We start from the raw sequence: 21,284 nt of genomic DNA on the forward strand, positions 1-21,284 counted from the left end.
TTTCTGAGTTCGCTTCTTTTCATCCATCATCCCTTCTCTTGAGGATATCCTTACAGAATCCGTGTGTAGCAAGGGCAGTTAACTGCTTTGTTATCTGTGATGCAAGACGGGCTAAGCTATTGTAAAGAGTGTGAGCTTGTGAACTAAAGAGGATAAAAGTGGATGCCCAACAAGAGGCAACATGGTAAAAAAGACAGCGTTAGAGGCGAGAAAACAGAGCGATAGAAAGAAATTTTAATGCAGGGATTCATGCAGGGCAAAATCAAAAGCGCTTTGCGACTGACTGATTTTGTTGAATAGTGGCGGAGAGAGGGGGATTTGAACCCCCGGTAGAGTTGCCCCTACTCCGGTTTTCGAGACCGGTCCGTTCAGCCGCTCCGGCATCTCTCCGCTGTTGAGGTTGCTATAATGCCAGGTTCTTTGGCATTTTAATAGTTCCTGTCTCTTTAATTCAGTTCAAGTGACGACTTTGCGAGCAATATGATGTTTAAATGGCCCTGGAAAGTAGATGAAGAGTCCGGCAACGCGGAAATCCCCTGGGAAAAGGCGCTTGCCATCCCTGTATTAGCCAACCTCTCCGACCATGAGCAGCAGCAGCTGGCGCAAATGGCATCCCGCTTTTTGCAACAGAAGCGTCTGGTTGCATTACAGGGGCTGGAGCTCACTCCCCTACAGAGCGCACGTATCGCGCTCCTGTTTTGCCTGCCGGTTCTCGAACTGGGCATCGAGTGGTTAGATGGTTTTCACGAAGTGCTTATCTACCCTGCCCCGTTCGTTGTCGACGACGAATGGGAAGATGATATCGGCCTGGTGCATAGCCAGCGAATCGTGCAATCAGGGCAAAGCTGGCAGCAAGGGCCCATTGTTCTAAACTGGCTGGATATTCAGGACTCCTTTGACGCTTCCGGTTTCAATCTGATTATTCATGAAGTGGCGCATAAGCTGGATACCCGCAATGGCGATCGCGCGAGCGGCGTGCCGTTTATCCCCCTGCGCGAGGTGGCAGGCTGGGAACACGATCTCCATGCTGCCATGAACAATATTCAGGATGAGATCGATCTGGTCGGTGAAAGCGCCGCCAGTATTGACGCCTACGCGGCCACCGATCCTGGCGAATGTTTCGCCGTGCTCTCTGAATACTTCTTTAGCGCGCCAGAGCTGTTCGCCCCGCGTTTTCCCGCGCTTTGGCAGCGTTTTTGCCTGTTCTATCGCCAGGATCCGCTGGAGAGATTACGTGAGAATACCCCACCGGATGGCGGCGATAGCCCGGCAGTACACTAAAACAACGACCTGCACTAAATTTAGCCATTTGAATCAGCAAGTTAAATTTAGGGTTGACACAAAAATCCGAGACCAGTAGTATTCGCCCCGTTCATACAATTCCTCTGTAGTTCAGTCGGTAGAACGGCGGACTGTTAATCCGTATGTCACTGGTTCGAGTCCAGTCAGAGGAGCCAACTTCTTGTTTTCATGCATCTTCACGAATCTTTATACGATTTAGATTCAACAGGTTAGCGTGAAAAGTCTTCCTGATGCATTTTCATTTTCCCCTCCGCATCGGGCAAGATTGGTAGTCTGATTTGGGGTCATTTCAGTTTGATTATGGAGTGACCACCCTATGCCACTGAACGACACTAAAATCCGCAGCTTAAAATCATCCGCTAAACCTTTCTAAGTTTCCGACTCTCGTGGCCTGTACCTTTTAGTCAATCCAGGCGGTTCAATAATTACGTTGAATTTACTGAGCGGTGCTGAGCTTCGCGCAAGCCGATGCAATACGCCGCCCGGCTTCAGCTACTGTAGCGTTATCGGTGGCAATCGATAAGCGGAAATAGGGCGACAAGCCGTATGCGCTGCCGCCAACGCCGGACACGCCGCTTTCCAGCAGATAATCCAGCACGTCAGCTTCGTTTTCGATTTTTGCCCCGTCAGGCCGGTAACGTCCGATTAATCCGGCGCAGCGGCAAAAGACAAAGAAACCGCCCTGCGGCACCCGCAACTCCAGCCCGTCAATATTCGCCAGAATGTCGGTTATCACATCGCGCCGTTGTTGATATGCCGCAACCTGTGGTGCAATAAAATCCAGCCCGCCGTTAAAGGCTGCAAGCGCAGCCGCCTGACTCACCGAACTGGCACCGGAACTGATTTGCGACTGCACCACGGTCATGGCGGTAATAAGCGCCTTCGGCCCGGCACCGAAACCAATCCGCCAGCCGGTCATCGCATAAGTTTTGGATACGCCGCCCACCAGCAGGCTACGCGCCTGAAAATCATCGGCCACGTTGAGCAGATTCTGATGTTCACAGCCATCAAACAGAATCTGCTCATATAAGTCATCGAGCATGACCAGCACCTGCGGATGCCCGCGCAGGACGGCGGCCAGCGCCTGTAATTCAGCGGTAGAATATACCGCACCGCTCGGGTTTCCCGGATGATTGAGTACCAGCCAGCGGGTACGCGATGTAGTGCTGGCAGCCAGTTGTTCCGGCGTCAGTTTGTAACCCTGCTCCAGATGGCATTCGATAAACACCGGCGTGCCGCCGTTAAACCGCACGCTGTCCGGAAATGTCGGCCAGTACGGCACCGGTACAATCACTTCATCGCCATCATTAAGCGTGGCGGCAAAGGCATTGAAAATGACCTGCTTGGCACCGTTGGCAATAATGATGTCTGCAACAGCGAATTCCAGCCGGTTTTCCCGCTGTAATTTCTGCTGCACCGCCTCACGCAACGCCGGAATCCCCGGCGTCGGCGTGTATTTTGTTTCGCCACGCGCAATCGCCTCGTATGCTGCCTGTTTGATGTGATCGGGTGTATCAAAATCCGGTTCGCCAGTGGTGAGATCCAAAATATCCACCCCGGCTCTTTTCAGTTCATTGGTGCGCTGTTTCGCCGCCGCATTGGCGGAAAGTGACACGCGCTGAACGCGGTCTGACAAAGAAATCGTCATCGTAATTTTCCAACGCTAAAGTTAAGTCTGAGGGTTAAAGTCAGGCTCAGGCAGACCGAGGTTTTCACGCAGCGTGCTGAATTCGTATTCTTCACGGAACAACCCACGGCGACGTAATTCGGGGATCACCAGCTCAACAAACAGCGAAAGCTGTTCCGGCATCACTGCAGGCATGATGTTGAAACCGTCTGCTCCGCCTTCTTCCAGCCAGTGCTGGAAATCATCGGCGATATCTTCCGCCGTACCGACCAGCACGCGATGCCCACGCGAACCGGCAGCAATTGCGGCCAGTTCACGTAAGGTCAGATTTTCGCGATATGCCAGATCGGTCAGCAGTTTCACACGGCTCTGATTACCTTCACCGGCAGGCACATCCGGCACCGGCCCGTCGAGCGGAAACACGCTCAGATCCATATTAAAGCGAGTGGACAGCTGGCGGATGCCGTTATCAATATCCACCAGCGAATTCAGTTCGTGCCAGGTTTCGCGCGCCTCTTCCCGCGTGCGGCCGACAATGGGCATTACACCCGGCAAAATCAGCATATGCTCCGGATTACGTCCGGCCTCTTTCACCTGCTGTTTCTGCGCACGGTAAAATGTTTGCGCTTCTTCCAGCGTTGCGGCAGCGGTAAACACGACTTCGGCGGTGGCCGCTGCCAGTTTCTGGCCGTCAGCGGAAGAACCCGCTTCGATAATTACCGGACGCCCCTGCGGCGAACGGGTAATATTCAGCGGCCCCTGTACCTGAAAATACTTGCCCTGATGGTTCACCGGATTGATTTTCTCATTGACGAAATACTGACCGCTGGCATTGTCCGGCTGTACCGCCCCTTCCTGCCAGCCTTCCCACAGTTTGAACGTCACCTCGAGAAACTCATGCGCCACGGCGTAACGTTCGGCATGCGCGGGCATATCGTCACGGCTGAAATTACGCGCCACGTCCGTTGAAAACGACGTCACCACGTTCCACGCCGCCCGGCCGTGGCTGATGTGATCGAGAGAAGAAAAGCTGCGTGCCAGATTAAACGGATCGCTGAATGTCGTTGAAGCCGTGGCGGCCAGCCCGATATGGCGGGTTTGTACCGCCAGCGCCGACAGCAAGGTCAGCGGTTCAAGCCGCGCCATGGTGGACGGTAAACGGTAGACGCTGGTCGCCAGGGCATCGCCGATGAAGAACATATCGAATTTACCCTCTTCGGCTTTTCTGGCGATCCACGTCAGCCAGTCGATATCGGTCGGCGAACCGAGGTTTTCAGTTAAGCGCCAGCCACTGACGTGATGCCCGAGCGGCTGCACAAACAGACCAAGACGCAATTTACGCGTGTTTTCTGAAGAAGATGAAGAAGAGGTCATGGCGTTATCCCTGAGAATAATGATGAACTTCAGTTGCCCGCAGGGCTTTTTCGATATTTTCCGCTGCCACTGAGAACGGCAAACGGTCGGCATTTTCGGTGGAGAATTTCACTTCGCGGGCAATGGCCGCGATGATCGTGTCCCGGTCGCCATTCAGTGGCGGCAGTGCCAGCGGCGCGCCATATTCACGCAACAACCCCAGCAACTGCAGCTCCGGCTGGCCGTTATAGCTTTCCATCAGCGACTGCACCAGCAACCCGAAACCCACTTTCTCGCCGTGCAGCCAGTCATGCAATTCCGGCTGATGGGTGAAACGGTTGTGGATCGCGTGCGCCACGCCCGGCGCGGGGGTTTCATCGCGCATGCTGTTAGCCATACCTGCCACCGCGATATTAGCGTCGATAACTTTCATCAGCGCCGGCGTGACTTCATGACGGGCGTTGTCTTTCACCGCCTGAGCGCCATATTGTTCAAAGACGTCCACCGCCAGTTGTGCGGCCTGCACTTTCAGGTTCAGCGCCAGACTGTCGTCGCTTTTCTGTTTATACGGGCGGAATTCGTACCATTTAGCCAGCGCATCCACAATGCCTGCTTTGAGATAACGCACATCGTTTTGCGCAATCACATTCGTGTCGACCAGCAGCATAAGTGGCATACGCGACAATGGCTGGCTGCGCACATGCCCGCCGTGCTCATTATAAATGATGCTGACCGGCGACCAGGCGGCGCAGGTCGCGGCAACTGTCGGTATTGTCACCAGCCCGACGTCGGTCAGCAGGTTCGCCACCGCTTTGGCACAATCAAGCACCCGCCCACCGCCAATGCCCAGCACCAGCGTGGCGTTTTGTTCCCGCACGCTGACCAGATGTTTTTCGATAGCCGCATCGGTGCATTCCGTGGTGAGAAAATTGACCTGCCAGCGAATACCGGCTGCCTTCAGGCTGGTTTCCAGTTGCGGATTCACCGCCCGCCACGCTTTCGGGCTGGTGATGATCGCGATATCGGAGGAATGAACGGCAAGCAGCTCACCGGTACGTGAAAGCAGGCCGGGCTGATGATGATAGGTCTGCGGTGATTTTATGGCGAACACATCGATGCCCTGTATTTGTCGTCTGGTTAAAGAGAAACTGCCCGTAATTAAACAGGAATTTGATATGGGATATATTCAAGTGTTATTAAAAACATCCTACGAGAATTAAAAAAATTAACAAAGTGCTAAGTGGGGATCCTTATTAACTTATTCTCAATAGCATAGATTGATTTTTGCTATAGTCGATAAACCCCTTGCATGCTGTGCTGGATCAAAGAAATGATAGTGTCAGGCAGGGCTAATTTAACGCAATGAAAACAGACGCATCTGACATCTTCCTATACCTGATACGCTATTTCGATGATTTGTTTTTAATTACGGCCTTAAAAACAACGTTAATTAACCCTTATATAAGAAGAGAGTATTATGTCCTCACATCCGATAGATTTTCTTTTACTTGGTAACAATTTTGGCACACCAGAAATGCGGGAAATCTGGTCAGAGCAAAATCGCCTGACACAGCAAATAAATGTCGAAGTTGCGCTGGCATTAGCCGAAGGTGAACTGGGTGTAATCCCGCAACAGGCCGCGCTGACCATTGCGGAGCTGGCCGATGCCGGCAAGCTGAATATTGAGGATATCGCCGCTTCTGGCTCGCAGATGAAGCATTCCCTGATGCCGGTGCTCAGCGCACTACAACAGCAATGTGGTGACGCAGGGGAATACATTCATTACGGCGCGACCACGCAGGATATCGTCGATACCGCCACCGTTTTACAGCTGGCGCAAACCCTGAAAGCGATCGTCCGTGACAGTACCGCCGTGGCGAATGTGCTGAAATCTCTGGCGTGCGAGCATCAGTACACGCTGATGGCTGGCCGCACCCACGGCATGCAGGCGCTGCCGACCACATTTGGTTTTAAAGTCGCCGTCTGGCTGGATGAATTTATCCGCCATCTCGACCGCCTGGACGCCATCACGCCGCGCCTGCTGACCGGCAATATCAGCGGAGCGATCAGTACCTACGCCGCACTGGGCGAAGCGGGTCCGGAAGTTGAACGCCGCACACTGGCGCGCCTGAACCTTAATACGCCGAATATCGGCTGGCAGGCCGCGCGTGACCGCTTTTCTGAATACGCCTCGGTGGCGGTGCTGATCAGCGGCACGCTGGGCAAAATTGGCAACGAACTTTACAACCTGATGCGCACCGAAATTAATGAAATCGAAGAACCATTCAGCAGTGGAAAAATCGGCTCCACCACCATGCCGCACAAACGCAATCCTGCAGCCCTCGAAGGTCTCGCCAGCCTGACCCAACCGTTGTTGCACAGCGCATCTCTGATTTATCAGTCAATGCACGTGGAGCATGAACGTGATGCGATGAGCTGGCGCGCCGAGTGGATCACACTGCCGGAAATCTCGATTTATCTCTCTGCCCAGCTGCAAAATGCCCAAGCGATTCTCTCCGGCCTGACGGTCAATAAAGCCCGTATGCTGGCGAATTTACAGATGCAGGACGGCCTGCTGCTGTCCGAAAAAGTGATGTTTGAGGTCGGTAAAAAACTCGGCAAACAAACTGCACATCATCTGGTGTATGACTGTGCCATGCAGGCGTTTGAAAAACGGCAATCATTTAAAACTGTTCTGCTTGCGCATCCGGTGCTGGCAGCCAGTATTACTGAACAGGATCTTGACTACTGGTTAGATCCGGCTCATTACACCGGCTGCGCCGCGCAAAAAGTCGATGACGTCATCCGTTTTGCCGTGCAGTCCGGTCATCTGAGTTCTCCTGAGGAGCACGGGTTATGACGCACCATTTCAGGCGTCTGACGCTGGATGATAAACACGATTATCTGGCGCTGATGCTGGCCGCCTACGCGCCCATTAAAGCGCTCGGGATTCAGTTTGATGCTGCCACCGCCGATCTGGCACGCGTGACGCAACATCTCAACGATCATGCGGTGTTTGCGCTGTTTGATGACCAGCGAATGGTCGCTTCTGTCACCTTGCGTTTCCCGTGGGGCGCAATACCGGGGCCGATGGGCCTGCCGCATATTGGCTGGTTCGGCACGCATCCGGACTACACCGGTCAGAGCCTCGGCAAAAAGCTGCTGGGCTGGCTGGAAGACAACATTCTGATCCGCGAACTGAAAGCCCCGGCATACTCCCTCGGCACCGCCACCAGCCATCCGTGGCTGCGCGACATGTACCTGAAACTGGGTTTTCAACCGGTCTTCGAAAGAGACCTCGGCAAAGGGCATATCACGCTGTACCTGAAAAAAATTCTCGATGAAAAAAGCCACACCCGCTGGCTGGAACGTCAGCCACCTACAGGAGTTTAAATGTCAGATATCACGCAAAACCATCAGCCTGTGGCGGCGTTCATTCAGGATTTCCGCCACCACATGCACCGCTATCCGGAACTGTCCAACGAAGAAGTTAACACCACCGCCAGCATCCGGGAGGCACTGGAGAAGTATCAAATCCGCGTGTTGGATTTGCCGCTCAAAACCGGTCTGGTAGCAGAAATTGGCGGCATCAATCCCGGTGAACTGGTGGTGCTACGTTCTGATATCGATGCTCTGCCAATTGAAGAACAATCCGGCGTGGATTACACCTCGCAAAATCCCGGTGTGATGCACGCCTGCGGCCACGATTTCCACACCTCGGCGGCGCTCGGCGCGGCGATTTTGCTGAAAGCGCAGGAAGAGTCGCTTTCCGGCACGGTGCGCATACTGTTTCAGGCGGCGGAAGAAACCGGTCACGGAGCCCCGGCGCTGATTGATACCGGCGCGCTCGATAACGCCGCCGTCATTTTCGGCATTCATAACGATCCCTCTTTGCCGGTCGGCGTTATCGGCAGCAAAGACGGCGCATTAACAGCGGGCGTGGATCGCTTTGCGATCGCCATTTCCGGTACCGGCAGCCACGCGGCACGTCCGCACGAAGGCAACGACCCGATTATTATCGCCGGACAGGTGATTTCCGCACTGCAAACCCTGATCGCCCGCAACGTGCCGTCCGCACACAACGCGGTGATATCCATCACTCAGGTTCACAGTGGCAGTACCTGGAACGTAATCCCGGATTCCGCCTGGCTGGAAGGCACTGTCCGTACCTTTAATCAGGATACACGAGAACTGATCGAGCGCCGTTTCCGGCAGGTTCTCGCAGGCATCGCTGCGGCATTTGATACCGACATCAGCCTGGACTGGCAGCCAGGCCCGCCGTCAGTGGTCAATACGGCTAAGTGGGTGGATTTCGCGCTGGCGCGAGGCGAAGGCTCCGGCTTCGAAGCCCGTCGCGTTGAAGCCAGCCCGATTGGCGAAGACTTCGCGTTCTATCAGCAAAAATTACCCGGCGCGTTCATCATGATCGGCTCCGGTGGTCCTTACGCGCTGCATCATCCGCAATTTCGCGTTGACGATCGCGCCCTGTTTCCGACTGCACATTACCTGTCGCAACTGGCGGTACAGGCACTGCAAACGCTGAGTGCGGAAATTCTCAGCAAAGAAAAAAAAGATTGAATAAGCAGAGACATTTTTCGGCGCAATGACTTCGTCAGCAAGCCATGATCATTTTTACCGGGTGGGGTATGCCCAATATCGGGCATTTCTTTCTGGCGCTGGATACGGCCGCGTTTGGTGATCCCGATGTGTTTAGTTTCAGACGCCCTTCTGGCGCAATTGCATGCTCTTTGCGAGCGTGAACATTTCGTTGATTTATTATCTCCGGTCATTCGGGCCTGAAGCGGGAAATACACCTATGACATTAACGCAGTCGCTGGCGAAACTTATCGTCAGTTCATCCCCTACTCCAGCCGCTCATGAGGCAGCCCGCGAAGGGTTACTGGATTTTCTGGCGGTTACCCTGCCGGTTTTACGCGGCGATTTACCCGATGCAGGGCTGAACAGTTTGCATCAGGTTTACCGCGCTGGCGATCGGGCCACCCACGCGTTACTGCTCGGATATGCCGGTCACGCGCTGGATTTTGATGATTTCCATCCCGACTTTCGCGGCCATCCCGGCGTGGTGATTTTGCCCGCGCTGTTGGCGCTGGCCTCACAACGGCCAGACATCAGCGGCGGGCAGTTTCTCGATGCGTACGTGACCGGCGTGGAAATGGCCGGACGCCTCGGGCTGGCCGCCGGTTCTCAGCATTACAAACTCGGTTTTCACAATACCGCCACGCTCGGCACGATTGCGGCCTCCGCTGCCTGTGCGCGGCTGGTGGATGCCACTGAACGGCAAACGGCGTTGATTCTGGGTTTAGCGGCGACGCAGTCCGCAGGGTTACGTGCGCAGTTCGGTAGTGACGTCAAACCGCTGCACGCCGGGCTGGCGGCGCAGACCGCCGTCATTGCCACACAGCTGACGCTGGCAGGCTTTCACGGCCAGGCAGACAACGTGCTTGACAGCTTTTTATCGGCTTACTGCGCCGGTCAGCAACAGCCGGAAAAACTCATTTCAGACTGGGGCGCGCCGTGGCGGATTGTCTCGCCCGGTCTGGAATTCAAACCCTATCCGACCTGCGGTGGCACGCACAGCGCTGCCGATGCCGCGCGGACTATTCGTTATGACTGGCTGCAAACCGGTCAAGGCACAGATGCACTGATCGGCGCCATCGAACGGATAGAGGTGTCTTTCCCGCCGGGCGGTGATATTGCGGCGTCGGTACGAAAACCGGCAACCGGCGTTGAAGCGCGGTTCAGCCTGGAATACGTGATTGCAGCCTGTCTGCTGCGCGGAGACTTACGCTTAGAGGATTTCACCCCGCAAGCGGTGGAAGCCGACATTGCCGCACTGGCAGAGCGTGTCTCGCGTTGCCCGGATTTCTCCGCACCGCCGGACGAGCTGAACCCCGCTGCGCGTTTTCATCAGGTGACGGTATTCCTGCGCGACGGCACTCTGCTGCAACGGCGTTTCACCCGTCAGCAAAGTCTGGCGATCCCGTTTGATTTGCCGGCGAAACTGCGCACCTGTTTGCCGGATTTCGCTGACGCACAGCGGACAGAAATCGTGGCACTGAGCAGGCTGGAAAGCCGCGACAGTCTGCCAAGGCTTGCAGAGATGTTGTTTGGGAAACGGGTTAAGGAATAACGTTATAAAACAGTCGACAGAAAATGGCGGACACGGACGTTCTCCGTTTCATCCAGCACGCTTTTCGTCGGCCCTGACGCCACAATTTTTCCGCCCTCCATAAAAATGACGTTATCCGCCACTTCACGTGCAAAGCCGATTTCGTGGGTGACGATCACCATCGTTATCCCTGAATGCGCCAGCTTTTTGATCACCTGCAACACTTCGCCCACCAGTTCGGGATCCAGCGCGGAGGTCGGTTCATCGAATAACATCACTTCCGGGTCCATCGCCAGCGCACGGGCAATTGCCACGCGTTGTTGCTGGCCACCGGAAAGCTGCTGAGGCCAGTCATCTTCGCGGTTGTCTAAGCCGACCTGCCGGAGCAACGCGCGGGCTTTACTGACTACCTGCTGACGGTTTTGCTTCTTCACCCGCAGCGGTGCATCGATAATATTTTGCAAAACCGTACGGTGCGGAAACAGATTAAATTGCTGAAACACCATGCCGGTACGGCTGCGCTGTGCGGCAATTTTGCGGCTGCTCAGTTCATACAGCGCGGAACCTTTCTGCTGATAACCGACCAGTTCACCTCCGATACGGATTGTGCCGCCATCGAGTTTTTCAAGATGATTGATACAGCGCAGCAAGGTGGATTTCCCTGAACCAGAAGGCCCGAGGATCACCGTGACCGAACCGGCCGGAATATCGAGGCTGATTTCATCCAGTATGGTATTACCGGAGAAACGCTTGGTGACTTTGCGAAATTCAATGGCCTCACCCATGGCTGGTTTCTCCTGCGCTGAGACTGACGGTGCTGACCGTGCGGGCTGCGCCGGTTTTCGTGACTTTACGTTTTACCTTCCTGTGGCTGCTGCGGCTGAAATGTCGTTCGACGTAATACTGAATCACCGACAGCAACGACGTCAGCAACAGGTACCATAATGTGGCGACCAGCAGCAGCGGGATCACTTCATAGGTGCGCTGATAAATAATCTGCGCCGAGAACAGCACATCCTGTAATGAAATCACCGAAACGACCGCGGTGGTTTTCAGCTGACCGATCACTTCATTCCCCGCAGGAGGCAGAATAGCCCGCATCGCCTGCGGCAAAATGGTGTGGCGGAATATCTGTGACGGGCGGTAACCCAGGGCGCGTGCCGCCTCGACTTGCCCGGTGCCGACGCTCTGAATACCGGCGCGGATAATCTCTGCGGCATAGGCAGACTGATGCATGACTAATGCAATCACGGCGGCGCTGAACGGGCTAATCAGTGAGTTCGCGGAAGCGCTCCAGATTTCACCTGCCCACGGCAGCGAAATCGAAATATTCGGGTAAAGCGCGGCAATGTTGTACCAGAGAAACAACTGGACCAGCATCGGCACCCCCCGGAAAAACCAGGTATAACCCCAGCTGACAGCGACCAGCACCGGATTGGATGACAGGCGCATCAGCGCAAGAACCGTGCCGCCTGCAAAACCAAAAACCACGGAAATTGCGGTCAACTGCAACGTCATCAGTACGCCCTGAATGATTGACGGACCGGTAAAGTTTTCGGCGATTACCGACCATTCAAAACGCGGATTGCTGAGCATGGAGTTCCCCATAGCCAGCAATATCAGCAATACGATCAGGGCGCTTATCCAGCGCCCGATATATTTTTTACCGACGATCCGTAGTTCTTCCGCCTGCTGATCGTGTGTTTCACTGCTCATCCGAAAATCTCTTCATTACGTTTTGACTCTTTGACTGCGCCAAAACCGATGGACCATTTATCGAGGATCTGCTGGTAAGTGCCGTCTTTGATCAGCGAGTTCAGGGATGCCTGCACCGCCTCTTCCAGCCCCGACTGTTTAGGGAACGCCACAGATACAGGCGCATCATCCACATGAATGGTACCGGTCAGCGTCAGCGGTTTGACCTGACTAACCTGATACGTCAGACCTTCATACGGGCCGAAGAACATCGGTACCCGACCGCTGACCACGGCCTGTACGCCTGAAGGGCGATCCGGGAATACGGCAATCTTGATCGGGGGTTTACCGGCATCAGTACAAATTTTGCTGGCCGCTTCAAGGCGCCCGATCTGCGTAGTACCCGCTCCTGCGCCCACTTCCTGCCCGCACACGGCGTCAAAAGAGGTAAATGGCGCAATGTTTGCGTCTTTACGCGAGATCACCCCCAGGCGCGACGCATCGTAATAACTGACGAAATCGACCTGCTCGAGACGTTTTTTGGTGGCATTGATATTGGATAGCGCGACGTCATAGCGACCGGATTTCAGCCCCGGAATGATGTTGTCGAAACCGCCGGTATCCTGCCAGCGCACTTCCACACCGAGCCTTGCCGCCACGGCATTCATCACATCAATCTCACGCCCGGCGAGCGTTTTATTGTCTTCCTGGAAAAAAGTGGTTGGCGGAGTATTCGGATTAGTACCTGCAACAATATATCCGCGTTTGGCGATGTCCGCCGGAAGCTTACTTTTCAGCGCATCATCAGCGGTGACATGAAAGGTGGTCGAAGACGGAACAACCTGCTCCGCAGCCCATGCAGAAGAGAGATTTCCGGCAATCAGCAAAGGGAGCAGTAATTTAGATAACGTCATAAAGAAGCCTTTTCCTGGTTAAAAGCTGTGAAAACCACAAAAGAGGTGCGGTAAAAGAGGCAAGGCCATCAGAGGGGTTTTATCATTTATAGAGCAACACCCGCCCTGCCTTAGACCTGATTTTGCGGGCATATACCTTTTATTGACAAATGAGAAAAAGAGATAAAGATTTCGAAAAAGTGGGAAAGTCAGGGGCAGACTTAAGGGCTCTTTTAATTCAAATTCAATGTCCACACCGTGGGCTTGCCGCCCACACTGGCCCAAAGGGTTGGCAGACTGATACGCGCCAATTATCGTATGAACCCTGACCGGATTTAACGCCTCAAAATCAGAAAGTTAGTACCATCCGAAAAACGCTGCTAATAGCATCCTGCCGCCACGCACTCATCCTGGTCAAACGCGCGTCATGGCTTCATCACGATCCGGCCAAGCGGTTTCGCTGTCTCAGCAAATTCGTGGGCCGCGGCAGCGTTAGCCAGGGGGAAGATGCGGTCAATGACAACCGTGACGCGCCCTGCTGCTACAGCCTGCAGCATCTCGTCCACGCTTGTTCGAACTCCATGTCTTGCAAAAAGAGGTCCCATGAATACCCCCATGAGCGTCTGGTTAGACTGCATTGCCGGCCATAAGTCGACAGTCAGACTGTTGCCGCCGGCATTACCGACGAAGACCAGACGTCCTTCCGGAGCGAGTGCAGAAAGCGAAGCAGGCAACGTCGTTCCCACCGGATCGATGACGAGGTCAACACCGGTACCATGGGTGTACTGTCGGACACTGTCCACGATGTTATCCTTTGTACGATCCACAACATGATCGGCACCAAGTTCACGCAACCGACCTCGTCGCTGCGTTCCGCTTACCACGGCGATGACCGTTGCGCCTGCTTGTGAGGCAAGCTGAACGGCCGCGAGCCCCACGCCACCCGCTGCGGCCTGAATAAGAACGGTTTCTCCCTGCCGGAGCATGCCTCGTGTGAAAAGGCAGTGATGCGCGGTTCCAAATGAAATCGGCAATGCCGCCGCTTCTGCCATTCCCACCCCATCGGGTATAAGCCAGGTGCGTTCCGCGGGCACAGCCCAACGTTCCGCATGCGATCCCTGCATGTGAAAAGCAGCGACTCTGTCCCCAACCGTACGGCTTCGGACTTTCGATCCGACGGCAACAACTGTGCCCGCGGCCGCGTAGCCAACGATCCATGAAGGAAGCGGCGGCGGCGTTGAACGGCGATTGATCAAATCGCCACCCTCAATCGAGATAGCCTCGACAGAAATCAGGATGTCGTCGGGCCCTGTGACCGGCTCCGGGACATCGACATATTTCAGGACGCCGGGAGCGCCTTCCACGTCATAGACCGCTGCTTTCATAAATTTTCCTCTGTCTTATCTTCCGACTGGCGGAAAAACCCGTCACGCGCAGGGCAGCCTGGCAATCACCTTAATCTCAAACTGGAATCCGTAAAGCCACGTCACGCCGATCCCGGTCAACGTAGGGTAAGGCGCTTCCCCCCAATATTCTGGCAGGATACTCCAGATAGCGTCGAGATTTGACTCGGGATCGACGACAAAGAGGGTCACGTCAACCACGTCACCGAACGTGCAGCCCGCAGCCGCGAGAACAGCATTCAGATTATTGAATGCCAGCCTGACCTGCGCTTTTAGTTCGGGCTCAGGCGAACCATCCTCGCGGCTACCAACCTGCCCGGAAACGAACAAGAAACCATTGGATTTAATGGCCGGTGAATAGCGATTGCGCTCATAGAGCACCTGCCGACCGAGGGGAAAAACGGCTTCGCGTGCTGTCATATTTGTACCTCTGCAATGGGGCAAAATCAGCCCGGTGAACGTAAAGTCACTTTACAGGTGCGGGATCGGGTGGATAAACAAGCGACTTTGTCCATCATTGTTTGTAAAATCCAAACAATCGGTGAAAAGGGGGATAAGGAATGGATCGTTTCGATGCGATGCGCGCCTTTGCTCGCGTGGTGGAGGCAGGGAGCTTCACAAAGGCTGCCCAAACGCTTCATATGAGTAAAACCACGGTGACGCAGCTCATTCAGCAGCTGGAAGCGCGCCTGCGCGTCAAGTTGCTCCATCGCACCACCCGCAGGCTCGGCGTGACTGCCGATGGCGCGGTCTACTACGAGCGCGTCATCCGCCTGCTGGCGGACATGGAGGATGCTGAAAACAGCCTGTCCAGTGCGGCGATGACGCCCAGGGGACGGCTACGGGTGGATGTACCCAGTCCGCTGGCCCGCCTCGTCCTGGTACCGGCGCTACCGGCTTTCCACGCGCGCTACCCTGACATCCAGTTCAACATGGGCGTCAGCGACCGGGTGGTGGACCTGATCGGCGACAACGTGGATTGCGTCCTGCGCGGTGGCGACATCAACGACCAGTCCCTGATCGCGCGCCATGTCGGCGATTTGCAAATCGGCGTCTACGCCGCCCCTGGCTATGCGGAACGCCTTGGCGCCCCTGCGCACCCGCGAGAGCTGGAAAACACCGACCATCGCATAGTGGGATTCTTGTCCTCGCGCACCGGTAAGATTGATCCTCTGGTCCTGCGCAGTGGGAGTGAACATATTGAAATCACAGGCCGCTATGTACTTGCCGTGGATGATGGCAATGCTTACCTCGAAGCGGGGCTCGCTGGCTTAGGTGTGATTGCGCTGCCAACCTATATGGCGGCAAAACATCGGGCCAGTGGCGCTTTAATTCCATTATTTGAAAAATGGCGTATCAGTCCAATGCCATTGTACCTGGCGTTTCCGCCAAACCGCCATGTCAACGCCAAACTGCGTGTTTTTATTGATTGGATCGTTGAATTGATGCAGCAGCATGTCCCCAATTCCAACAATAAGTAACGCCATCCCGGCCAGAGAATCTCTGTTTAAGAAGCCCGGCAGCCATCGCGCAGCCGGGATCACCCCCTGCGGTGCCAGCGCAGCGCGTCGACCACCAGCGTAAACGCCGCCGGAAGATGCTGTCGGCCCGGGTAGTAAAGATAGTATCCCGGGAAATGAGGGCACCAGTCGGCAAGTAGCGGTACCAGTTCCCCCGTAGCGATATATTTCGCCGCTAAGTCATGAGGAACATAGGCAATCCCTGCTCCGTCCAGCGCGGCCTGAATCATCAGAAAGGTATTGTTGAAAACGGTTTGCCCGTCAACGCGAACGCTGGTCTTTTGACTTCCCTTTTCAAACTCCCAGGCGTAAAGCGCGCCGTGGGTGGGCAAACGCAAATTAACGCAGTTATGCGCCATCAGATCCTCAGGACGTCTTACTGACGCCCTGCCGGCAAGATAAGCGGGGGCGGCAACCACCGCCATCTGCACATCGGGCGTGATGCGCACCGCAATCATGTCCTTATCCACCTGATCGCCCATCCGTACGCCTGCATCAAAACGCTGGGCGGCAATGTCGGTCAGCTCGTATCCGACGCTGAACTCAATATGAATATCCGGGTATTGCGTTAATAAAGGCCGCAGACGGGGCCACAGGACGGTGACGATGGCATGATCGTTGGCGGTAATGCGTACCGTTCCGGCGGGTTTATCTCGTGAAGCGCGCAGAGAAGCCAGTTCAGCTTCGATTTCATTCAGCCGCGGCGCCAGAACGGCCAGCAGACGGTTCCCGGCATCGGTTGGCGAGACGCTGCGCGTGGTGCGGATTAACAGCCTTACCCCGAGACGCGCTTCCAGAGCCAGCAGCGTATGGCTCAGCGCTGACCGGGAAACACCCAGAATCGCGGCCGCCCGGGTAAAGCTGCGCTCGTGAGCCACCGTGGCAAAAGCCTGCAGGTCGTTGAGTTTTTCTTTGCTCATTATTGGTGAATTTTGTGCACTAGTGTATTCACATTTGCGCATCTTATCATTTAATCAAACCTTCTCTACACTTTGTTCAACGAGTCGTAAGGGGCCGCTTAAAAGCCCGAAACTGAAATGTGGAGACATCATGAACCAACAATTTGACGGTAACGGTATCTTCCCCAAGGGGGAGAAAAACGAGGCCTATGCGCAGTATTTTCAGGGTACCAGCTACCTGAATATGCTCTCCACGGAAGGGGTCAATATCGGTAACGTGGTCTTCGAGCCCGGCTGCCGTAACCACTGGCATATCCATCATAAAGGCGGGCAAATTTTACTGGTGACCGGCGGTCGCGGCTGGTATCAGGAGTGGAATCAACCGCCGCGCGAGCTTACCGCTGGGGACGTCGTGAATATTCCCGCCGGCGTCAAGCACTGGCACGGCGCGGCCGCCGATAGCTGGTTTGCCCATATCGCCGTTGCCGTCCCTGCCGAAGGTGCGTCTAACGAATGGCTGGAGCCGGTCGCCGACGACGCCTATCGTCAACTGCCTTAAACATCGAAACAGCAGGGCTCGCCAGTTAATGCGCCCTGCTCTCATTCGGCGGTATGCGAAAATGCATCTTCGACTAATTGCGCGAGCCCCGGGGAAAACCGCTCATCGCCAGCAGCGCGCTTTGCAGCGAGGCGCTAAACATCTCCCCGTGAGACAGTCCGGGGTAGGGCCACCAGTTGACCGCCACGCCATTTTTCTTGAGCAGGGAAACCGTCTGCAGAACGTTGCTCCGGATCTCTTCTGCCCCTGTGGAAGAGGCCCGCTGGGTCGCAACCGCCCCCTCCATCAGGTACAGGGTCTTCCGGTTAAACGCATCCGCCTTCGCCGCGGCCATTTTTGCTAACAGCGAGGCGTTACCCCGTCCCAGAGAAGGACTGGCAGAAAAATAGATTTGGAAGCGGGATGACGCCAGCCAGGCGTCAATGATGAATAATCCGCCATAGGAGTGCCCCCAGATAGCCCGCTGCTGAGGGTTGATCGCGATCCCGCGCTCAACTTTTTCCACGATGGTATTTTCTAATAGCTGGCGAAATGCCTCGCTGCCGCCGCTCTTCCGTCGGTCCCATCCGGCGTCGGCAGGATTCTCCTCGACTTTCGGCCGGTAGTCATAGGCTCGGGCGGGCTGATCGAAGGGCAAATTCGTTTGATAGCCGATGGCCACAATAACGGGCGGCGTTTTTTGCGTAAACGTCTCAAGCAGCGAGTCGGACAACCGGTCCATCACCGCGTTGCCGTCCAGGGCGTACAGAATCGGATACCCCTGCGCGGGCGGCGCCGCGTTCGGTATCGCCGTCCAGACCTTATAATGCCGTTCGCCATCAAGGGAATCGAAATAAGCAACGTTGAAGTGATAATACGCGGAACCGCGGTCGGCGATATTCGGCCCCAGCGGGCGCATATCCGGCCTGGCGTAAGCGTTAATGCCATAAAGCGTGGAGACCAGCGCGGCGATAAAAACCCGCCCTTTCGGCGGAGAAGCAAAACAAAATTTGCGAAGCGACATCGGTTAATTGTTTCCAGCACACCCTCGGTAGTGATAATGATTGCTAATATCAATATCAATTGCAAGCAACGAGGTTATCCCGGGAGCGGCACGTTGCGCCTGCCCGGGGAACCCATCATCACATCACGGGTAGCCCGGCTCGCGCTGCGCTTAGCCGGGCTACCGGGAATGCCGCGTTCTGCTCAATATCAGGCCGTACGCCATCTCCGGGTCAGTGGCTTCTCGACTTCCACAATCAGGAACATCACAAAACCGATAATAAAGGTGATAACCCAGTAGCGGAACGGCAGCGCTTCGGTACCAAACAGCATCTGCATAAACGGCGCGTAGATAATCAGCAGCTGCAGCACCAGCAGCACCCCGCTGACAATCCAGATCCCCCGGTTCGCCAGCAGCCCTTTACTCAGCGAGAAGCCGTCCGCCACCCGGCAGTTGAGCATATAGAACCACTGGGCGGTAACCAGCGTCTGCAGCAGCACCGTGCGGATAAACTCAGGCGAATAGCCGCGCGGCTGTAGCCAGGCTTCAAGCACAAAGGCGCTGACGGCAATCATCGAACCGACAAAAATCACCCGCCAGATAGCAAAGCCGTCCATTACGTGCAGTTTGGGATCGCGCGGCGGACGCCGCATGATGTTCTTCTCGCCCGCTTCAAACGCCAGGCCGAACGACAGCGTGGCGGAGGTCGCCATGTTCATCCACAGGATCAGCACCGGCGTCAGCGGAATTAAATTCCCCGCCAGCAGCGCAATAATGATCAACAGCCCCTGCGCCAGGTTGGTCGGCATAATGAAGAGAATGGTTTTCTTCAGGTTGTCGTATACCCGACGCCCTTCCCTGACGGCGCTGGCGATGGTGGCGAAATTATCGTCGGTCAGCACCATATCCGCGGCCTCTTTGGTCACTTCGGTGCCCTTAATCCCCATCGCGATACCGACATCGGCCTGCTTGAGCGCCGGGGCGTCGTTCACGCCGTCGCCGGTCATCCCGACCACCTCTTTCCTGCTTTGCAGCGCCTGCACCAGGCGGAATTTATCTTCCGGGCTGGTACGCGCGAAAATATCGAATTTCTGCGCCGCTTCGCTGAGCTGGGTATCGTCCATCACCTCCAGTTCTCTGCCGGTGATGGCGTTTTCCGCATTGCCGATCCCCAGCATCTTGCCGATGCTCATCGCGGTTTGCGGGTGGTCGCCGGTGATCATCTTCACGCGGATCCCGGCCTGCAGGCAGTCGCCGATCGCCGTAATCGCCTCCGGTCGCGGCGGATCCATCATCCCGGCAACCCCCAGCAGAATGACGCCCTGCTGCAAATCCTCATGGCTAAGCTCCGTTTGCCCGTCGGCTGCCGGTTTCCACGCCGCCGCCACCATCCGCAGCCCTTCCCGCGCGTACTCTTCGATTTTCGCTTCCCAGTAAGGCTGATCGAGCGGCGCCAGGCCATGGTCGGTTTGCTGATGCTGACACAGACGGAACAGGACATCGGGCGCGCCGGTAATCAAAATCATCTCTTCATCGCCGATGCGGTACAGCGTCGACATATATTTATACTGTGAATCAAAGGGGATTTTGCTGCGCAGCTCGGTGTTGACCGTCGGGAGCGGGACTTTCGCCGCCAGCACCTTCAGCGCCCCTTCGGTCGGGCCGCCGGTAATTTTCCACAGCCCGCTTTCGTCTTTGATAAGCTGACTGTCGTTACACAGATCGATGGTGCGCAGATAGCGTTCCAGCAGCGTGCCGGGGGCAACGGTTATCGGATCGGGCTCATCGATCGGATGAATATTCCCTACCGGTTCGTAGCTGTCGCCCTCTACGCGATAAACGTTATCGGCGGTAATAACGGCCTTCACCGTCATCTCGTTCATGGTCAGCGTTCCGGTTTTATCCGAGCAGATCACCGTCATCGCCCCAAGGGTTTCCACTGTGGGCAGCTTGCGGATAATCGCCTTCTGACGGGCCATGGTTTGCACGCCGAGCGAGAGGATTATCGAGATAATCGCCGGTAAACCCTCTGGCACCGACGCCACCGCGAGGCTAATCAACGACAGCATCAGCTCAGAAACCGGCATATCGCGGAACAGCAGGCTGAAGACAAACAGCGCGGCCATCATCACCAGGATGATGATAAAAATGGCTTTGCCGAGCTTATCCATTTGCACCAGCAGCGGCGTACGGTGTTTTTCGATATCCGACATCATCTGGTTAATATGGCCCAGCTCGGTATCGCCGCCGGTGGCGACCACCAGGCCTTTTCCGCCGCCCGAACTCACCGTGGTGCCGGAAAACAGCAGATTGGTACGATCGCCTAGCGGCAGTTCGCCGCTGAGCGCCTCGGTGCTTTTCTCCACCACCGTCGATTCGCCGGTCAGAATCGCCTCTTCCACCCGCAGGTTATGCGCTTCGATCACCCGCAGGTCGGCGGGAATGCGATCGCCTGCACGAATGACGACGATATCGCCGGGGACCAGAGCGGTTGTCGGGATCGTTTCATGGTTGCCCTGACGAATAACCACCGCCTCGCTGGAGAGCATGTTGCGAATGCTCTGAAGCGATTTTTCCGCATTGCTCTCCTGGATATGGCCGATCAGGGCGTTAATCACCGCCACGCCGAGGATCACCAGGGTATCTACCCAGTGCCCCATGACCGCCGTCAGCAGCGCCGCCGCCAGCAGCACATAGATCAGCACATCGTTAAAATGCGCCAGAAAGCGCAGCCACGCCGGCTTTCCCGCCTTTTGCGGCAGCGCATTTTCGCCATACTGCTGCAAACGCGTCGCCGCCTCGGCGCCGCTGATGCCCTCCGGAGTGCTGTTGGTGCTGGTCAGGGTTTCTTCTACGGAGAGCTGATAGAACGGGCCGCCCGGTTTTTCTGTATTCATAGTTATCTCCTCACTCCTGTAACG

General features: G+C 55.7%; 18 protein-coding genes and 2 tRNA genes. 8 read left to right on the forward strand and 12 right to left on the reverse strand.

The window, feature by feature from the left end:
* Positions 1-300 precede the first annotated feature (300 nt).
* Positions 301-390, reverse strand: a tRNA-Ser gene (locus ABLU96_RS27835).
* Positions 391-480: 90 nt separating this feature from the next.
* Here ABLU96_RS27835 and mtfA point away from each other — a divergent pair.
* Together mtfA and ABLU96_RS27845 are read left to right on the forward strand one after the other, a co-directional pair.
* On the forward strand, positions 481-1,281 hold the full coding sequence (mtfA, locus tag ABLU96_RS27840; protein WP_162557678.1) for a DgsA anti-repressor MtfA: 801 nt from the start codon (positions 481-483) through the stop codon (positions 1,279-1,281).
* Between the two features lie 100 nt (positions 1,282-1,381).
* A tRNA-Asn gene (locus tag ABLU96_RS27845) sits at positions 1,382-1,457 on the forward strand.
* A 281-nt stretch (positions 1,458-1,738) separates the two neighbouring features.
* On the opposite strand, the gene ABLU96_RS27850 is transcribed toward ABLU96_RS27845, so the two are convergent.
* Genes ABLU96_RS27850 through ABLU96_RS27860 form a run of 3 tightly spaced genes read right to left on the reverse strand, consistent with a single transcriptional unit; the run spans position 1,739 to position 5,393 of the window.
* Positions 1,739-2,950: an aminotransferase class I/II-fold pyridoxal phosphate-dependent enzyme gene (locus ABLU96_RS27850; protein ID WP_025106094.1), complete on the reverse strand. Its 1,212-nt coding sequence runs from the start codon at positions 2,948-2,950 to the stop codon at positions 1,739-1,741.
* Between the two features lie 21 nt (positions 2,951-2,971).
* Positions 2,972-4,303, reverse strand: a complete 1,332-nt coding sequence (locus ABLU96_RS27855) for an LLM class flavin-dependent oxidoreductase (RefSeq protein ID WP_025106093.1) — start codon at positions 4,301-4,303, stop codon at positions 2,972-2,974.
* 4 nt (positions 4,304-4,307) lie between these two features.
* Entirely contained in the window at positions 4,308-5,393 is a 1,086-nt protein-coding gene (locus ABLU96_RS27860) for an iron-containing alcohol dehydrogenase family protein (RefSeq protein ID WP_048260960.1), read from the reverse strand.
* Between the two features lie 366 nt (positions 5,394-5,759).
* Between ABLU96_RS27860 and purB the strand changes: the two genes are divergently transcribed.
* The 4 genes from purB to ABLU96_RS27880 all read left to right on the forward strand — a co-directional run bounded on the left by purB (position 5,760) and on the right by ABLU96_RS27880 (position 10,433).
* Complete coding sequence (gene purB, locus ABLU96_RS27865; protein ID WP_048260959.1) at positions 5,760-7,142, forward strand: adenylosuccinate lyase; 1,383 nt, start codon at positions 5,760-5,762, stop codon at positions 7,140-7,142.
* Positions 7,139-7,675 carry a GNAT family N-acetyltransferase gene (locus tag ABLU96_RS27870; RefSeq protein ID WP_064405668.1) on the forward strand — a complete coding sequence of 179 codons (537 nt, stop codon included), beginning with the start codon at positions 7,139-7,141 and terminating at the stop codon, positions 7,673-7,675. The genes purB and ABLU96_RS27870 overlap by 4 nt, the downstream gene beginning before the upstream one ends.
* Positions 7,676-8,860 carry an amidohydrolase gene (locus tag ABLU96_RS27875; RefSeq protein ID WP_064405670.1) on the forward strand — a complete coding sequence of 395 codons (1,185 nt, stop codon included), beginning with the start codon at positions 7,676-7,678 and terminating at the stop codon, positions 8,858-8,860.
* 238 nt (positions 8,861-9,098) lie between these two features.
* Positions 9,099-10,433, forward strand: a complete 1,335-nt coding sequence (locus tag ABLU96_RS27880) for an MmgE/PrpD family protein (RefSeq protein WP_064405673.1) — start codon at positions 9,099-9,101, stop codon at positions 10,431-10,433.
* 2 nt (positions 10,434-10,435) lie between these two features.
* On the opposite strand, the gene ABLU96_RS27885 is transcribed toward ABLU96_RS27880, so the two are convergent.
* The 5 genes from ABLU96_RS27885 to ABLU96_RS27905 form a co-directional block, all read right to left on the reverse strand.
* The gene (locus ABLU96_RS27885; protein ID WP_048260955.1) at positions 10,436-11,197 is read right to left on the reverse strand and encodes an amino acid ABC transporter ATP-binding protein; all 762 of its coding nucleotides are present in this window, start codon (positions 11,195-11,197) and stop codon (positions 10,436-10,438) included.
* A complete protein-coding gene (locus ABLU96_RS27890) occupies positions 11,190-12,128 on the reverse strand; it encodes an amino acid ABC transporter permease (protein ID WP_025106086.1) in 939 nt (312 codons plus the stop codon). Before ABLU96_RS27890 ends, ABLU96_RS27885 begins: the two co-directional genes overlap by 8 nt.
* A complete protein-coding gene (locus tag ABLU96_RS27895) occupies positions 12,125-13,021 on the reverse strand; it encodes an ABC transporter substrate-binding protein (protein ID WP_025106085.1) in 897 nt (298 codons plus the stop codon). Before ABLU96_RS27895 ends, ABLU96_RS27890 begins: the two co-directional genes overlap by 4 nt.
* A gap of 404 nt (positions 13,022-13,425) precedes the next feature.
* Positions 13,426-14,385, reverse strand: a complete 960-nt coding sequence (locus tag ABLU96_RS27900) for a zinc-binding alcohol dehydrogenase family protein (protein WP_064405675.1) — start codon at positions 14,383-14,385, stop codon at positions 13,426-13,428.
* Positions 14,386-14,427: 42 nt separating this feature from the next.
* On the reverse strand, positions 14,428-14,823 hold the full coding sequence (locus tag ABLU96_RS27905; protein WP_064405678.1) for a RidA family protein: 396 nt from the start codon (positions 14,821-14,823) through the stop codon (positions 14,428-14,430).
* 140 nt (positions 14,824-14,963) lie between these two features.
* On the opposite strand from ABLU96_RS27905, the gene ABLU96_RS27910 reads away from it, so the two are divergent.
* Positions 14,964-15,884 carry a LysR family transcriptional regulator gene (locus ABLU96_RS27910; RefSeq protein ID WP_064405681.1) on the forward strand — a complete coding sequence of 307 codons (921 nt, stop codon included), beginning with the start codon at positions 14,964-14,966 and terminating at the stop codon, positions 15,882-15,884.
* 59 nt (positions 15,885-15,943) lie between these two features.
* Here ABLU96_RS27910 and ABLU96_RS27915 read toward each other — a convergent pair whose 3' ends face one another.
* A complete protein-coding gene (locus ABLU96_RS27915) occupies positions 15,944-16,846 on the reverse strand; it encodes a LysR family transcriptional regulator (RefSeq protein ID WP_064405723.1) in 903 nt (300 codons plus the stop codon).
* Between the two features lie 127 nt (positions 16,847-16,973).
* Here ABLU96_RS27915 and ABLU96_RS27920 point away from each other — a divergent pair, with 127 nt between their 5' ends.
* Positions 16,974-17,381 carry a cupin domain-containing protein gene (locus ABLU96_RS27920; protein ID WP_025106080.1) on the forward strand — a complete coding sequence of 136 codons (408 nt, stop codon included), beginning with the start codon at positions 16,974-16,976 and terminating at the stop codon, positions 17,379-17,381.
* Between the two features lie 73 nt (positions 17,382-17,454).
* Here the strand turns inward: ABLU96_RS27920 and ABLU96_RS27925 are convergent, their stop codons facing one another.
* Together ABLU96_RS27925 and ABLU96_RS27930 are read right to left on the reverse strand one after the other, a co-directional pair.
* Complete coding sequence (locus ABLU96_RS27925; protein WP_064407235.1) at positions 17,455-18,384, reverse strand: alpha/beta hydrolase-fold protein; 930 nt, start codon at positions 18,382-18,384, stop codon at positions 17,455-17,457.
* Between the two features lie 188 nt (positions 18,385-18,572).
* Positions 18,573-21,260 carry a cation-transporting P-type ATPase gene (locus ABLU96_RS27930; protein ID WP_014838863.1) on the reverse strand — a complete coding sequence of 896 codons (2,688 nt, stop codon included), beginning with the start codon at positions 21,258-21,260 and terminating at the stop codon, positions 18,573-18,575.
* Positions 21,261-21,284 lie beyond the last annotated feature (24 nt).

Source organism: Klebsiella sp. CN_Kp106, assembly GCF_040064575.1.
Taxonomy (GTDB): Bacteria; Pseudomonadota; Gammaproteobacteria; order Enterobacterales; family Enterobacteriaceae; genus Klebsiella; species Klebsiella michiganensis.